Below are 13,465 nucleotides of genomic sequence, written 5' to 3'. Positions count from 1 at the left end.
CCATGCCCGCGATATCAAGATTGCCGGCCCGCGCTATCCCTTCAGTAAGCGGGCCGCGCGCAGCGCGAAATAGGTCAGGATGCCGTCGCAGCCGGCGCGTTTGAACGCCAGCAGGCTCTCCATCATGACCCGCTCGCCGTCGATCCAGCCATTCGCTGCGGCCGCCTCGATCATCGCGTATTCGCCGGAGACTTGGTAGACATATGTCGGGATCTGGAAAGTCTCCTTCACGCGGTGGCAGATGTCGAGATAGGGCAGACCCGGCTTGACCATCACCATGTCCGCGCCCTCGGCGATGTCTGCCTCGGTTTCGCGCAGCGCTTCCTCGGTATTGGCGGGATCGATGTAATAGGTCTTCTTGTCGCCTTTCAGCAGGCCCGAGGTACCGATCGCCTCGCGGTAGGGGCCGTAGCAGGCCGAGGCGAACTTGGTCGCATACGACATGATCGCAACGTCCTGGAAGCCGGCAGCGTCGAGCGCGTCGCGGATCGCGCCGATCCGTCCGTCCATCATGTCCGATGGCGCGATGATGTCGGCGCCGGCCTCGGCCTGTCCGACCGCCGCCTTGGCGATCTGGGCGACCGATTCGTCGTTGACGATGATGCCGTCGCGCAGGATGCCGTCATGGCCGTGGTCGGTGAACGGATCGAGCGCGGCATCGGTGATGATGCCGATTTCCGGCACGGCGGCCTTGATGGCGCGTGTTGCCCGGTTGATCAGATTGTCGGCGTCGAGCGAATGGCTGCCGGTCGTGTCGCGTTTTTCCATCGCGACATTGGGAAAGGTGGCGATCGCCGGAATGCCGAGCTTCGCGGCCTCTTCGGCGGCCTTGACCGCCAAGTCGACGGTCAGGCGCTCGACGCCCGGCATCGCTGCGATTGCCTCTGTCCTGTTCTCGCCCTCGATCAGGAAGATCGGCCAGATCAGGTCGCTCGTTGTAAGTTCGGTCTCGCGCACCAGGCGGCGCGACCAGTCGGCCTTGCGCATGCGGCGCAGCCGCTTTCCTCCGGTAATCTCGTCAACGCTCCGCGTCATTGTCGTACCCCGACATATTGCCTTTGTTCGATTGCCGGGTTTGCCTAGCATGCCAAATCCGTCAAAGCTATCGGCCGGGGAATCACGCGGCCGGGGATCGGAACGAAGTCACATGGTGACGCTGAGCGGCGAAATGAAGGAACAGCGCCAGAGCATGGTCCAGACCGTGTTCGTCTGGTTTTTGCGCCTGATGGCCGCGATCGCCATGGTCTCAGGACTGTCCTACTGGGCGCAACTGATCGGACTTGCCAACGACACGCTGCCACGCTTCGATCTGCTTCCGGTCCATTGGCAGGTGCCGTGCGTGGCGCTTGCCGTGTTGTTGCCCTGCGCCTCGATGGGGCTGTGGATGGTGACCTCGTGGGGCATCGTGCTGTGGACGATCGCCTGCCTGATCGAGATCTCGATCTACGGCGTCTGGTCCGACAGCTACGCCGCCAGGCCCAATGTCGTGATCGGCCACACGATATCGCTTGCCGTGCTGTTCGTTTTCATCGTCATCCTGTCCATTCAGCGCTATCGCGAGCGCGTAAATGATTATTAACGATATTTGGAAACGAACGCTCGGTAATCGCCCGTTAACGATGGGCTTTAAGTCGAATTTTAGTCGCATTGGGTAGTTTGCTCTCAACGGTGAAATAAAAAAACAATCACCGGCATAACAGAGAGGCAATCTGATCATGATGAATGCGACCAACATGGTGGGCGCAAAGCCCGTTAAGCCGTCTGAAGCTGAAGTCCGCGATCTTTACCTGGAATCGCTGCAGCTCGTCGAACGGTTGCACCGGCGTCTGCTTGATGTGGTGAAAGATGAATTCGACCGCAATGGCCGTAGCGATATCAATGCCGTCCAGGCGCTGCTGCTGTTCAATATCGGCGATAGCGTCCTGACCGCCGGCGAACTGCGCTCGCGCGGCTACTATCTCGGGTCGAACGTGTCCTACAACCTGAAGAAGCTGGTTGAACTGGGCTTCGTCGACCACAAGAAATCGAAGACGGACCGCCGTTCTGTGCGCATCAGCCTGACCGAAAAGGGCAAGGATGTCGCCGAGGTCGTGACCGAGCTCTACAACCGCCACATCCTGTCGATCGAAGCCGTCGGCGGCATCGGCGCGGATGAATTCCAGGCGATGAACCGCGCCATGCAGCGGCTCGACCGCTTCTGGAACGACACGATCTTGTATCGTCTCTGATCTGCCGGAAACCGGCCTGCGAAAAAGGGGCGCGGCTCGGCCGCGCCCCTTTTGCTATTCCGCCGGCTTATGGTTGCGGCGGTCTTTTACGGGCCTTGGGAGAAGTGCCGGCACCCGCGCCGCATAGGCGTCGTAGTCGTCCCGGCTGCGGCGCAGATGTGCTTCCGTAAGCGGCATCGACACGCCGATCATGACGGCGGTCAGCGCCCCCGGACCGGCAAGGGCGAGGGGCGATCCCGAGAGCCCGCAGGCGCTGAAACCGAGACCCCACCACACGATCATCTCGCCGAGATAGTTCGGATGCCGCGACAGGCGCCACAATCCGCCGGCGAAGGTCGTGCCCGCATCGGCCGTCCTGCCGCGCGCAAGCTGGCTGTCGGCGACTGTCTCCAGCGCCAGGCCGCCGCCAAACAGGATCAGCCCGCCCCAGTAGAGTGCGGCGCCAGTTCCCTGCGGCGTCGCGCCGGCACCTGCACCCAGCGCGAGGTGAACCGGCGCGGCGATGATCCACATCAACACCGCCTGCAGCAGGAATATCGTGAACAGGCTGGTCCACCAGAAACTCGCTCCGCCGGCCTCGCGCATGGCGCGGTAGCGTCCGTCTTCGCTGCCCGAGCGGCGGTGACGCAGGATCAGATACGCGGCAATTCTCGCCGCCCACGACAAGACCGCGACAAGGAACAGCAACTGGTAGAACGAAACATGCGGATTGATTGCCACATGCACCGCGCCGATGACGACAAAGCCCGGACCCCAGTAATAATCGATGATTCCGGCGTCAGTTAACCTAACATGAATTGGCCATATTCCTATGAAAATTGAGACCGTGAGGGCGAGGGTGATGTAGAGGGCGGCAGTCATCAGTCGAGCGCTTGTTTTCCAGCTCGCGGAACCGTGAACATGGTTTCCGCTTTGTTAAGTTGACGGTGATAACTAGCGACCGACATAAGGCCGGTCGAACCGGTTTTGTGAATGCGCATACGCAGGTGGGTGATGAGCGGATTTGGAAAAAGCAGTCGTCGGTCTTTCCTGAAAAACGCGGGAGTTCTCGGCGCATTGGCGGCCGGCATCGCTCCGGTACGGGCGCAGGATTCGCTCGACGAGATCCTCCAGTCGCCGCGCCGCGGCAATTGGGACGACCAGTTCGACGCGGTCGGAACGCGCGCGCCGTCGGTCAAGTCCCGCCAGCCGATCCTCAGCCCCTTCACCGTTTCCTATGTCGAACGCGCCATGGACGTCTATCGCGACATCGTGGCGCGCGGCGGCTGGCCCGAGGTCAACCTTTCGCAGCGCCTCAAGGTCGGGTCGACCGACCCGGCGGTGCGCCAGTTGCGCTCCCGCCTGATCATCTCCGGCGACCTTCCGCGCAATTCCGGCGACAGCGATGTCTTCGACACATTCCTCGACGCGGCCGTAAAGCGCTTCCAGTTGCGTCATGGCATGCCGGCGGACGGTGTCATCGGCAATGTCACGCTCGCCGCGCTCAATGTGTCGGCCGACGTCCGTCTCGGCCAGCTCGAAACCAACCTGATCCGCCTGCGTTCGATGTCCGGCTTCCTCGGCGACCGTTACGTGATGGTCAACATCCCGGCGGCGGAGATCGAGGCGGTGGAAAACGGCCGCGTCGCCCAGAACCACAAGGCCATCGTCGGCCGAATCGAGCGTCAGACGCCGATTCTGAATTCCAAGATCAACCAGATCATCCTCAATCCCTACTGGACGGCGCCGAAATCGATCATCCAGAAGGATATCATTCCGCTGATGCGCAAGGATCCGACCTATCTGACGCGCAACTCGATCCGTCTGTTCGACCAGCAGGGCAACGAGGTCCCGCCGGAAACGGTCGACTGGTCGACCGACGAGGCCGTCGACCTGCGCTTCCGTCAGGATCCGGGCAAGATCAACGCCATGGCGTCGACCAAGATCAACTTCCCCAATCCGCACGCCGTCTACATGCACGATACGCCGCAGCAGAGCCTGTTCGGTCAGTTGTTGCGGTTTGAATCGTCGGGCTGTGTTCGCGTCCAGGATGTACGCGAACTGACGACATGGCTGCTGCGTGACACGCCGGGCTGGTCGCGTGCCCATATCGAGCAGGTCATCGAAACCGGCGAGAACACCGAAATAGAGCTGAGCGAACCCGTGCCTGTCTATTTCGTCTACATCACCGCCTGGTCGACGGATGCCGGCGTCGTGCATTTTCGCGACGATATCTACGGCCGTGACGGCGTTGACGCGCTGATGTTGTCGTCCAACACGCTATAGGGCGGTATCGCGGGACCGAAATTCAACGCCGGCCTTCGTGCCGGCGTTTTGCTTTGCACGACCGGCCACCATGCCTGAAAACGGCGAAATCAATTCGCGTTCAGGCGATGGATTGACGGGGGGATACGTGATAATGCGCCCCGCAAATTGCGTTTTCCCATTTACCGAAAAGGAAAGAACCGATGTCCCAGAGCAGCGCGGCAACCTCCAATGCATATTCGGATGCCTTTTTCACCGAATCGCTGGCCGACCGTGATCCCGAAATTTTTTCCGCCATCCGCAAGGAACTTGGCCGCCAGCGCCACGAGATCGAGCTGATCGCGTCGGAAAACATCGTGTCGCGCGCCGTTCTGGAGGCGCAGGGCTCTGTGATGACGAACAAGTATGCCGAGGGCTATCCGGGCCGCCGCTACTATGGCGGTTGCCAGTTCGTCGACATCGCCGAGGAACTCGCCATCGAGCGCGCCAAGCAGCTCTTCGGCTGCAATTTCGTCAACGTCCAGCCGAACTCCGGCAGCCAGATGAACCAGGCGGTTTTCCTGGCGCTTCTCGAGCCGGGTGACACCTTCATGGGCCTCGACCTCAATTCCGGCGGTCACCTGACGCACGGCTCGCCCGTCAACATGTCCGGCAAATGGTTCAACGTCATCTCCTACGGCGTGCGCGAGGAGGATCACCTGCTCGACATGGACGATATCGCGGCGAAGGCGGAGGAGCACCGGCCGAAACTCATCATCGCCGGCGGTACGGCCTATTCGCGCGTCTGGGACTGGGAGCGCTTCCGCGAAATCGCGGATTCGGTCGGCGCCTGGCTGATGGTCGACATGGCGCATATCTCCGGTCTCGTCGCCGGAGGCGCGCATCCGTCGCCGGTGCCGCATGCCCATGTCGTCACCACCACGACGCACAAGTCGTTGCGCGGCCCGCGCGGCGGCATGATCCTGTCCAACGACGAGGCGATCGCCAAGAAGATCAACTCCGCGGTCTTTCCGGGACTGCAGGGCGGACCGCTGATGCATGTAATCGCCGCCAAGGCGGTCGCCTTCGGTGAGGCGTTGCAGCCGGAGTTCAAGTCTTATGCGCAGTCCGTCGTCGCCAACGCCAAGGCGCTGGCCGAAAGCCTGAAGCAGGAAGGTCTCGACATCGTCTCCGGCGGCACCGACAACCATCTGATGCTGGCCGATCTGCGCCCCAAGGGCGTCACCGGCAAGGCGGCCGAGGCCGCGCTTGGCCGCGCCAACATCACCTGCAACAAGAACGGCGTTCCCTTCGATCCCGAAAAGCCCTTCGTCACGTCGGGCATCCGTCTCGGCACGCCGGCGGGCACGACGCGCGGTTTCGGCCAGGCCGAGTTCCGCGAAATCGGCCAGTTGATCGCGCGCGTTGTCGACGGTCTGCGTGACGCCGGGCCCGAAGGCGACAATTCCGCCGTCGAGGAAGCGGTGAAAAAAGATGTGATTGCGCTCACCGGTCGCTTCCCGATCTATGGCTATCTGGGCTAGCTAGCGGGCATGCGCTGCCCATTTTGCCAATCCCTCGATACCCAGGTGAAGGATAGCCGCCCTGCCGAAGACGGGGCGGCCATTCGCCGCCGCCGCGTCTGTCCGGACTGCGGCGGCCGTTTCACCACATTCGAGCGCGTCCAGCTTCGCGACCTCTACGTGATCAAGAAGAATGGCCGCAAGGTCCCCTTCGACCGCGACAAGCTTGCGCGGTCCTTCGAGATCGCATTGCGCAAACGGCCGATCGATCCCGACCGGGTCGAGCGGGCCGTCTCCGGGATCGTGCGCCAGCTGGAGTCTTCCGGCGAGCAGGATATTCAGGCCGAAGAGATCGGCACGCTCGTCATGGAGGCGCTGAAGGGCATGGACGACGTCGCCTATGTGCGCTTCGCCTCGGTCTACAAGAACTTCCGCGATCCGCAGGATTTCCAGGATCTTCTCGGCGAGCTCGGCGGCAATTTGCCGCCCGAGTCCACCGAACCGGTTGCGCCGTCCAAGGAATAGCGCCACTTTCGCGCCATGACGCAAACCCCGACCGACCTCGACCGCCGTTTCATGGCGGCCTGCATCCGCCTTTCGCGCCGCCATCTCGGCCAGACGGGGACGAATCCGTCCGTCGGCACGCTGATCGTGACGAGCGGGGGCCATGGTCCCGAGATCGTCGGCCGCGGCATCACCGCGATCGGCGGGCGTCCGCATGCCGAGACGGTCGCGCTGGCCGAGGCGGGTGAACGCGCCCGCGGCGCGACGGCCTATGTCTCGCTCGAACCCTGCGCTCATCACGGCCGCACGCCGCCCTGTGCCGAGGCGCTCGTCTCGGCCGGCGTGTCGCGGGTCGTCGCGGCATCGAGCGATCCGGATCCGCGGGTATCGGGCAAGGGCTACGAGATCCTGCGCGCCGCCGGCATCGAGGTCGTGCCCGGCGTGCTCGCCGAAGACGCGCTTCCGGTCTTGTCGAGCTACCTGATTCGATCTGCGAAGAAACGCTGCCAAGTGACTCTCAAGCTTGCCGTTTCCGCCGACGGCATGATCGGCCGCGCGGCTGCCGGCCAGGTGCCGATCACGGGCGACGTCGCGCGCGCCCAGAGCCACGTCCTGCGCGCCGAGCACGACGCCATTCTCGTCGGCATCGGCACGGCGCTTGCCGATAATCCCGAACTCACCTGCCGTTTGCCCGGGCTCGGCCACCGCTCGCCGCTTCGCATTGTGCTCGATCGCCATGCGCGGTTGCCGGTCGCTTCGCGGCTGGTCCAGTCGGTGGGCGACGCGCCTTTGGCGATCGCCACCGTTGCGCCCGACACCGAAACCGCCCAGGTGCTCGAGGGCGCGGGCGTGCGCCTTCTTGCCTGCGAGGAGCATTGCGGCCGCATCGCGCTGCCCGAATTGCTCGACGATCTCGCCGCGCAGGGAATTTCGAGCCTGCTTGTCGAGGGTGGCGCGGAAGTGGCCAGGACCTTCCTGGAGGAAGGGCTGGCCGACCGGATCGTGCTGTTCGAAAGCGACGTTGTCGTCGGTGCCAACGGCATTGCCGCGCCGTTTTCGCGCGCGACGCTGCCGGGCGGCTATGTCCAAAGCGGCGAATGGCTGTTCGGCGCCGACCGTTGCTTCGAATTCACGCAGGAGAGCTGATGTTTACCGGAATCGTCACCGACATCGGCCGTGTCGCCGCCGTAACGGAACGCGATCAGGGCAGGCGGCTGCGCATCGAGACGGCCTACGACCCGGAGACGATCGACATCGGCGCGTCGATTGCCTGTTCGGGCGTCTGCCTGACGGTCGTCGCCTTGCCGGAAGCTGGCAGCAATGCGCGCTGGTTCGAGGTCGAGGCCTGGGAGGAAGCTCTCCGCCTGACGACAATTGCCAGCTGGGGCGAGGGCACGCGCATCAATCTCGAGCGCGCCATGAAAGCCGGTGACGAGTTCGGCGGCCACATGGTCTCCGGCCATGTCGACGGCAAGGCGGTGATCGTCGCGCGCGAACCGGAAGGCGAGGCGGTCCGCTTCCGCCTGGAGGCGCCGCCGGAGCTGTTGCGTTACATCGCGCCGAAAGGGTCCGTCACGCTCGACGGCACGTCGCTGACCGTCAACGGCGTCGAGGGCGATGTCTTCGACGTGCTGCTGATCCGCCATACGCTGGATGTGACGACCTGGGGCGACCGGGCGGTCGGCGACGCGGTCAATCTCGAAATCGACCAGATCGCGCGTTACGTCGAACGATACGTGAAACGCCTTGCGGACCACGCCAAAGAGGCGTAGGTCCACGCGCCTGCACAGAATTCCTCCGGAGATACCATCTATGGCCGATGACGCACCGCATTTGCTGATCGTGGAAGCGCGCTTCTACGAGGGCCTTTCCGAGGCCCTTCTGGACGGGGCGAAAGCCGCGCTGGACGAGGCGGGAGCGACATACGAGGTTGTAACCGTGCCCGGTGCGCTCGAAATTCCGGCCACGATCTCCTTTGCGCTCGAAGGCGACAGGGAGTTCGACGGTTTCGTCGCGCTCGGCGTCGTCATTCGCGGCGAAACCTATCACTTCGAGATCGTCGCCAATGAATCCAGCCGCGCGCTGATGAGTCTCGCCGTCGAGGAAGCCGCGGCCATCGGCAACGGTATTCTGACGGTCGAAAACGAGGCGCAGGCATGGGCGCGTGCGCGCCGTGAAGAAAGTGACAAGGGCGGGTTCGCCGCCCGTGCGGCGCTGACGATGATCGCGCTGCGCGAAAAGATGGGTGCCAATGACTAGGGTCGACGACAAGAAGCCAGCCGGAAAGCGCTCGGAAAACGGGCCGAAGCCCGCCAACAAGCGCGGCGCGGCGCGTCTTGCCGCCGTGCAGGCGCTCTACCAGATGGACGTGGCCGGCAGCGGCGTGCTGGAAACGGCCGCCGAATACGAAACCTTCCGGCTCGGCAAGGAAATCGACGGCGAGCAGTATCGCGAGGCCGATGCGGCCTGGTTCCGCAACATCCTGTCGGGCGTGGTCAACCGCCAGAAGCAGCTCGATCCCGTGCTGCGCAACGCGCTGACCGACGACTGGCCGCTGTCGCGGCTGGATTCCACCCTGCGCGCGATTCTTCGGGCAGGGGCCTATGAATTGACAAGCATCAAGGACCTGCCGCCCGCGGTCGTGATTTCCGAATATGTCGACATCGCCCGTGCCTTCTACGAGGACGGCGAGGAGCCGCGGATGGTCAATGCCGTGCTCGACCGGATCGCGAAGAGTTTACGGGAGGCCAAACAGGCCGGAGATTCATGACAGCGACGAGCGAGATCACCGAAACCAGCGCGAAACGCACCGCGCTGACGCTGGCGAGCGCCCAGGCCATCATCGGCGCTGCGGCGCCGATCTCGATTTCGCTCGGCGGTCTCGCCGGAAAATACCTGCTGGCGGTCAACAACGCCGATCCGTCGATCGCGACAGCGCCGGTTACCGGCTTCAATGTCGGCGTTGCGCTCGGTGCGCTGCCGGCGGCCCTGCTGATGCGGGCGCTCGGGCGCCGCGTCGGCTTCATGTCGGGTGCGATGGTCACCGCGCTCGGCGGCGCGCTCGCGGCGATCGCGCTGTTCCAGCTGAATTTCTGGCTCTTCGCCACCGGCTTGCTGATCATCGGCATGGGCGGCTCCTTCGTCCAGCAATATCGCTTTGCGGCTGCCGACAACGCGCCGCCGCAATTCCGGCCGCGCGCGATTTCGTGGGTGCTGGGCGGCGGCGTCTTCGCGGCCGTCATCGGCCCGCAGACGGTGGTGTGGACGCGTGACCTCTTTCAGCCGGTCCAGTATGCAGGCGCTTTCGTTTCGATGATCGGGCTCGGCCTGATCGGCATCGGCATCCTCTCGACGCTGAACATCCGCCATGTCAAGGCGGGCGACGTCGTGGTCACCGGCCCCGCCGCGCGCCCGCTGATGCAGATCCTGCTGCAGCCGCGCTTCATGGTATCCTTTGCCTGCGGCGTCGGCTCCTACGCGCTGATGAGCTTCGTCATGACCGGCGCGCCGCTCGCCATGGTCGGCTGCGGCTTCACGACCGACGAGGCGGCGATCGGCATCTCGTTCCACGTCATGGCGATGTTCGCGCCGAGCTTCGTCACCGGGCGCCTGATCGCCCGTTTCGGCAAGGAGCGCATCGTTGCCTTCGGCATGGTGCTGCTCGTCGGCTGCGCCATCGTCGCGCTGTCCGGCATCGCGCTGTGGCAGTTCTGGACTGCGCTGGTCCTGCTCGGCGTCGGCTGGAACTTCGCCTTCATCGGCTCGACCGCGATGCTGACCGACTCCTACCACGTCAGCGAAAAGAACAAGGTCCAGGGGCTGCATGACTTCCTGCTGTTCTCGACCGTCGCCTTCGCGTCGCTGATGTCCGGCTTCACACTCAACGCGTTCGGTTGGGAAATGCTCAACTGGATCGTCTTCCCGGTGGCGGCTTTCTGCCTCGTTCTTCTCGGTCTTCTTGTCTTCGGCTCCCGGCATTCGACCATAGCACAAGCCGGAGAGTAGCGAATCCCGCTGGACACCGCGGATCGCCGCTTGACCTTCACTTGCGCGGTAAACTACGTAAGGTGCGACATCGTGCGCGCTTTTCGGCGCAATCGGTCGCTCTTGAACGGGCCGTGGAGGGGATTTCGGGTCCGAGGAAAAATCAAAGGAAACGGGAATGGTTCTTCTAGCTGTCATCGCTTGCGGGCTGCTTTCGATCGTATATGCGATCTGGGCAACGCAGTCGGTCCTGGCCGCCGACCAGGGAAATGCGCGTATGCAGGAAATCGCCGCGGCGATCCGTGAGGGCGCGCAGGCATATCTCAACCGCCAGTACACGACGATCGCCATCGTCGGTGTGATCGTGTTTATAGCAGCGTGGGTTCTGCTGAGCGCCGCGGCCGCTTTCGGCTTTATGATCGGCGCGGTGCTGTCCGGTCTGGCCGGCTATATCGGCATGCATGTTTCGGTCCGCGCCAATGTGCGCACCGCGCAGGCGTCGTCGCACAGCCTCGCCGCCGGCCTCGAGATCGCGTTCAAGTCGGGCGCCATCACCGGCATGCTGGTTGCCGGGCTCGCGCTGCTCGGCGTCTCGGTCTACTATTACATCCTGACCAACGTGATGGGATACGGGATTGGCGCCGACGGCGAAGTGCCGCGCGTGGTCGTTGACTCCCTCGTTGCACTCGGCTTCGGCGCATCGCTGATCTCCATCTTCGCCCGTCTCGGCGGCGGTATCTTCACCAAGGGTGCGGATGTCGGCGGCGACCTCGTCGGCAAGGTGGAAGCGGGCATTCCGGAAGACGACCCGCGCAACCCGGCGACGATCGCCGACAATGTCGGCGACAATGTCGGTGACTGCGCCGGCATGGCCGCCGACCTGTTCGAGACCTACGCGGTGACCGTCGTCGCCACCATGGTCCTCGGCGCCATCTTCTTCGCCGGCACCCAGGTGCTCGAATCCGTCATGCTCTATCCGCTCGCGATCTGCGGCGCATCGATCATCACCTCGATCGTCGGCACCTTCTTCGTCAAGCTCGGCACCAATGGCTCGATCATGGGCGCGCTCTACAAGGGCCTGATCGTCACCGGCATCCTGTCGGTGATCGGTCTCGGCGGCGCAACCTCGCTGACCATCGGCTGGGGCGACATCGCCTTGGGCAACGGTTCGATGATCTCCGGTACCAACCTGTTCATCTGCGGGCTGATCGGCCTGCTGGTAACAGCCCTGATCGTGGTGATCACCGAGTACTACACGGGCACCAACAAGCGCCCGGTGAACTCGATCGCACAGGCATCGGTTTCGGGTCACGGCACCAACGTGATCCAGGGGCTTGCCGTTTCGCTTGAATCGACGGCGCTTCCGGCCATCGTCATTTCCGGCGGCATCATTGTGACCTACCAGCTGGCCGGCCTGTTCGGCACCGGTATCGCGGTCACCGCCATGCTCGGCATCGCCGGCATGATCGTCGCTCTCGACGCCTTCGGCCCGGTTACCGACAACGCCGGCGGTATCGCGGAGATGGCCGGCCTCGATCCCGAGGTTCGCAAATCGACCGACGCACTCGACGCCGTCGGCAACACCACCAAGGCTGTCACCAAGGGTTACGCGATCGGTTCTGCCGGTCTCGGCGCGCTGGTGCTGTTCGCCGCCTATTCGAACGACCTGACATTCTTTGCCGACAATTCGGACAAGTTTCCGTATTTCGCCGGCATGGGCGACATCTCGTTCTCGCTGTCCAACCCCTATGTGGTTGCCGGCCTGATCTTCGGCGGCCTGATCCCCTATCTCTTTGGTGGTCTGGCGATGACGGCAGTCGGTCGCGCCGCGAGTTCGATCGTGGAGGAAGTGCGCCGTCAGTTCCGCGAGAAGCCGGGCATCATGGAAGGCAAGGACCGTCCGGACTATGCCCGTGCGGTGGACCTGCTGACCAAGGCTGCGATCAAGGAAATGATCATTCCGTCGCTGCTGCCGGTCCTGGCGCCGCTGGTCGTCTATTTCGGCGTCTTGCTGATCTCCGGCTCCAAGGCCTCGGCTTTTGCGGCGCTCGGCGCCATGCTGCTCGGCGTGATCGTCAACGGCCTGTTCGTCGCCATCTCGATGACCTCGGGCGGCGGCGCCTGGGACAACGCCAAGAAGTCCTTCGAGGACGGCTTTGTCGACAAGGACGGCGTCAAGCACGAGAAGGGCTCCGAAGCGCACAAGGCTTCGGTCACCGGCGACACGGTGGGTGATCCCTACAAGGATACCGCCGGTCCGGCCGTCAACCCGGCGATCAAGATCACCAACATCGTCGCCCTGCTTCTGCTCGCGGTCATGGCGCACTGATAGCGGCGATACGAAAAGAAAAACCGGCGGTGGGAAACCACCGCCGGTTTTTTATTGGGAAATGCGCCTTGCGTCAGTGTCCCTTGAAAACGCTCGAGGCGCTCGGCCCGCCGATCGTTCCGGAGAAGATCTGTGCGAGGAAGGTCTGGTCGCGACCGCCGGTCGGCGTCGTGCGGGTGACGAAGTCGAAGATCTTGCCGTCCTGCAGGCCGTAATCGGCGATCCGCTCCACCGTTTCGTCCTTGTTGAAATAGACGGCGAGGATGCGCTGGTCGACGATTCTGGTCTTCATGAAGGCAACGGGGCGCCGGCGCGTCTGCGAAATGTAATAGAACACCTCGTTGTCGAACTCGGCTGTCGTCGTCGGCGTGCCCAGCGCCAGCAGTACCTGTTCGCGGCTGGAACCGGGCGGAACCAGCTGCAGGGTTTGCTCGTCGATCACGTAGCCCTGCTTGAAGGTCTCCGAGATTGGCAGAACCTTCGCTGTCGTGCAGCCCGCAAGCGTCACGGTGCTGGCAGCAAGCAGAACGGGAAGGGCGCGTGCCAGCGACATTCTTTTCTTGATTTTTTCCGACGCCACCATCATCTCCGTCAATCAGATTGGCCCGATGCCTGTCTTGGGTCTGGTTCGGTAACCTGTCTCAGGCCCGGTTGCAAGATCGCCGCGAGGCTCG

14 protein-coding genes are annotated in these 13,465 nt (G+C 63.5%); 11 read left to right on the top strand and 3 right to left on the bottom strand.

Annotated elements, in window-relative coordinates; genetic code table 11:
* Positions 1-33: 33 nt before the first annotated feature.
* Positions 34-1,035, bottom strand: coding sequence for a porphobilinogen synthase (hemB, locus tag IG169_RS07000; RefSeq protein ID WP_193175461.1), 1,002 nt, complete (start codon positions 1,033-1,035; stop codon positions 34-36).
* Positions 1,036-1,147: 112 nt separating this feature from the next.
* Between hemB and IG169_RS06995 the strand changes: the two genes are divergently transcribed.
* A complete protein-coding gene (locus tag IG169_RS06995; RefSeq protein ID WP_193175460.1) occupies positions 1,148-1,579 on the top strand; it encodes a DUF6163 family protein in 432 nt (143 codons plus the stop codon).
* A gap of 139 nt (positions 1,580-1,718) precedes the next feature.
* Positions 1,719-2,228: a transcriptional regulator LdtR gene (gene ldtR / locus IG169_RS06990; RefSeq protein ID WP_193175527.1), complete on the top strand. Its 510-nt coding sequence runs from the start codon at positions 1,719-1,721 to the stop codon at positions 2,226-2,228.
* Between the two features lie 54 nt (positions 2,229-2,282).
* Here ldtR and IG169_RS06985 read toward each other — a convergent pair whose 3' ends face one another.
* Positions 2,283-3,089: a DUF1295 domain-containing protein gene (locus IG169_RS06985; RefSeq protein WP_193175459.1), complete on the bottom strand. Its 807-nt coding sequence runs from the start codon at positions 3,087-3,089 to the stop codon at positions 2,283-2,285.
* Between the two features lie 132 nt (positions 3,090-3,221).
* On the opposite strand from IG169_RS06985, the gene IG169_RS06980 reads away from it, so the two are divergent.
* From IG169_RS06980 to IG169_RS06940, 9 genes are all read left to right on the top strand, one after another.
* Positions 3,222-4,493 carry a L,D-transpeptidase family protein gene (locus IG169_RS06980; protein WP_193175526.1) on the top strand — a complete coding sequence of 424 codons (1,272 nt, stop codon included), beginning with the start codon at positions 3,222-3,224 and terminating at the stop codon, positions 4,491-4,493.
* 182 nt (positions 4,494-4,675) lie between these two features.
* On the top strand, positions 4,676-5,995 hold the full coding sequence (glyA, locus tag IG169_RS06975; RefSeq protein WP_193175458.1) for a serine hydroxymethyltransferase: 1,320 nt from the start codon (positions 4,676-4,678) through the stop codon (positions 5,993-5,995).
* Between the two features lie 9 nt (positions 5,996-6,004).
* Entirely contained in the window at positions 6,005-6,499 is a 495-nt protein-coding gene (nrdR, locus tag IG169_RS06970; RefSeq protein WP_193175457.1) for a transcriptional regulator NrdR, read from the top strand.
* Positions 6,500-6,514: 15 nt separating this feature from the next.
* Positions 6,515-7,624 carry a bifunctional diaminohydroxyphosphoribosylaminopyrimidine deaminase/5-amino-6-(5-phosphoribosylamino)uracil reductase RibD gene (gene ribD / locus IG169_RS06965; RefSeq protein ID WP_193175456.1) on the top strand — a complete coding sequence of 370 codons (1,110 nt, stop codon included), beginning with the start codon at positions 6,515-6,517 and terminating at the stop codon, positions 7,622-7,624.
* Positions 7,624-8,250, top strand: a complete 627-nt coding sequence (locus tag IG169_RS06960; protein WP_193175455.1) for a riboflavin synthase — start codon at positions 7,624-7,626, stop codon at positions 8,248-8,250. Before ribD ends, IG169_RS06960 begins: the two co-directional genes overlap by 1 nt.
* A 40-nt stretch (positions 8,251-8,290) precedes the next feature.
* Complete coding sequence (gene ribH, locus IG169_RS06955; protein WP_193175454.1) at positions 8,291-8,737, top strand: 6,7-dimethyl-8-ribityllumazine synthase; 447 nt, start codon at positions 8,291-8,293, stop codon at positions 8,735-8,737.
* A complete protein-coding gene (nusB, locus tag IG169_RS06950) occupies positions 8,730-9,248 on the top strand; it encodes a transcription antitermination factor NusB (protein ID WP_193175453.1) in 519 nt (172 codons plus the stop codon). Before ribH ends, nusB begins: the two co-directional genes overlap by 8 nt.
* Complete coding sequence (locus tag IG169_RS06945) at positions 9,245-10,483, top strand: MFS transporter (RefSeq protein WP_193175452.1); 1,239 nt, start codon at positions 9,245-9,247, stop codon at positions 10,481-10,483. Before nusB ends, IG169_RS06945 begins: the two co-directional genes overlap by 4 nt.
* 157 nt (positions 10,484-10,640) lie before the next feature.
* A complete protein-coding gene (locus IG169_RS06940) occupies positions 10,641-12,791 on the top strand; it encodes a sodium-translocating pyrophosphatase (protein WP_193175451.1) in 2,151 nt (716 codons plus the stop codon).
* A 73-nt stretch (positions 12,792-12,864) separates the two neighbouring features.
* Here the strand turns inward: IG169_RS06940 and IG169_RS06935 are convergent, their stop codons facing one another.
* Complete coding sequence (locus IG169_RS06935; protein WP_193175450.1) at positions 12,865-13,344, bottom strand: outer membrane protein assembly factor BamE; 480 nt, start codon at positions 13,342-13,344, stop codon at positions 12,865-12,867.
* Between the last annotated feature and the right edge of the window lie 121 nt (positions 13,345-13,465).

The organism is Oricola nitratireducens, from assembly GCF_014904745.1.
Taxonomy (GTDB): domain Bacteria; phylum Pseudomonadota; class Alphaproteobacteria; order Rhizobiales; family Rhizobiaceae; genus Oricola; species Oricola nitratireducens.
This window is presented reverse-complemented; position numbering and strand designations above follow the sequence as displayed.

Excerpts from the sequence above, each read along its gene's own strand:
- hemB (WP_193175461.1), bottom strand. The coding sequence starts at position 1,035 with ATGACGCGGAGCGTTGACGAGATTACCGGAGGAAAGCGGCTGCGCCGC.
- IG169_RS06995 (WP_193175460.1), top strand. The coding sequence starts at position 1,148 with ATGGTGACGCTGAGCGGCGAAATGAAGGAACAGCGCCAGAGCATGGTC.
- ldtR (WP_193175527.1), top strand. The coding sequence starts at position 1,719 with ATGAATGCGACCAACATGGTGGGCGCAAAGCCCGTTAAGCCGTCTGAA.
- IG169_RS06985 (WP_193175459.1), bottom strand. The coding sequence starts at position 3,089 with ATGACTGCCGCCCTCTACATCACCCTCGCCCTCACGGTCTCAATTTTC.
- IG169_RS06980 (WP_193175526.1), top strand. The coding sequence starts at position 3,222 with ATGAGCGGATTTGGAAAAAGCAGTCGTCGGTCTTTCCTGAAAAACGCG.
- glyA (WP_193175458.1), top strand. The coding sequence starts at position 4,676 with ATGTCCCAGAGCAGCGCGGCAACCTCCAATGCATATTCGGATGCCTTT.
- nrdR (WP_193175457.1), top strand. The coding sequence starts at position 6,005 with ATGCGCTGCCCATTTTGCCAATCCCTCGATACCCAGGTGAAGGATAGC.
- ribD (WP_193175456.1), top strand. The coding sequence starts at position 6,515 with ATGACGCAAACCCCGACCGACCTCGACCGCCGTTTCATGGCGGCCTGC.
- IG169_RS06960 (WP_193175455.1), top strand. The coding sequence starts at position 7,624 with ATGTTTACCGGAATCGTCACCGACATCGGCCGTGTCGCCGCCGTAACG.
- ribH (WP_193175454.1), top strand. The coding sequence starts at position 8,291 with ATGGCCGATGACGCACCGCATTTGCTGATCGTGGAAGCGCGCTTCTAC.
- nusB (WP_193175453.1), top strand. The coding sequence starts at position 8,730 with ATGACTAGGGTCGACGACAAGAAGCCAGCCGGAAAGCGCTCGGAAAAC.
- IG169_RS06945 (WP_193175452.1), top strand. The coding sequence starts at position 9,245 with ATGACAGCGACGAGCGAGATCACCGAAACCAGCGCGAAACGCACCGCG.
- IG169_RS06940 (WP_193175451.1), top strand. The coding sequence starts at position 10,641 with ATGGTTCTTCTAGCTGTCATCGCTTGCGGGCTGCTTTCGATCGTATAT.
- IG169_RS06935 (WP_193175450.1), bottom strand. The coding sequence starts at position 13,344 with ATGTCGCTGGCACGCGCCCTTCCCGTTCTGCTTGCTGCCAGCACCGTG.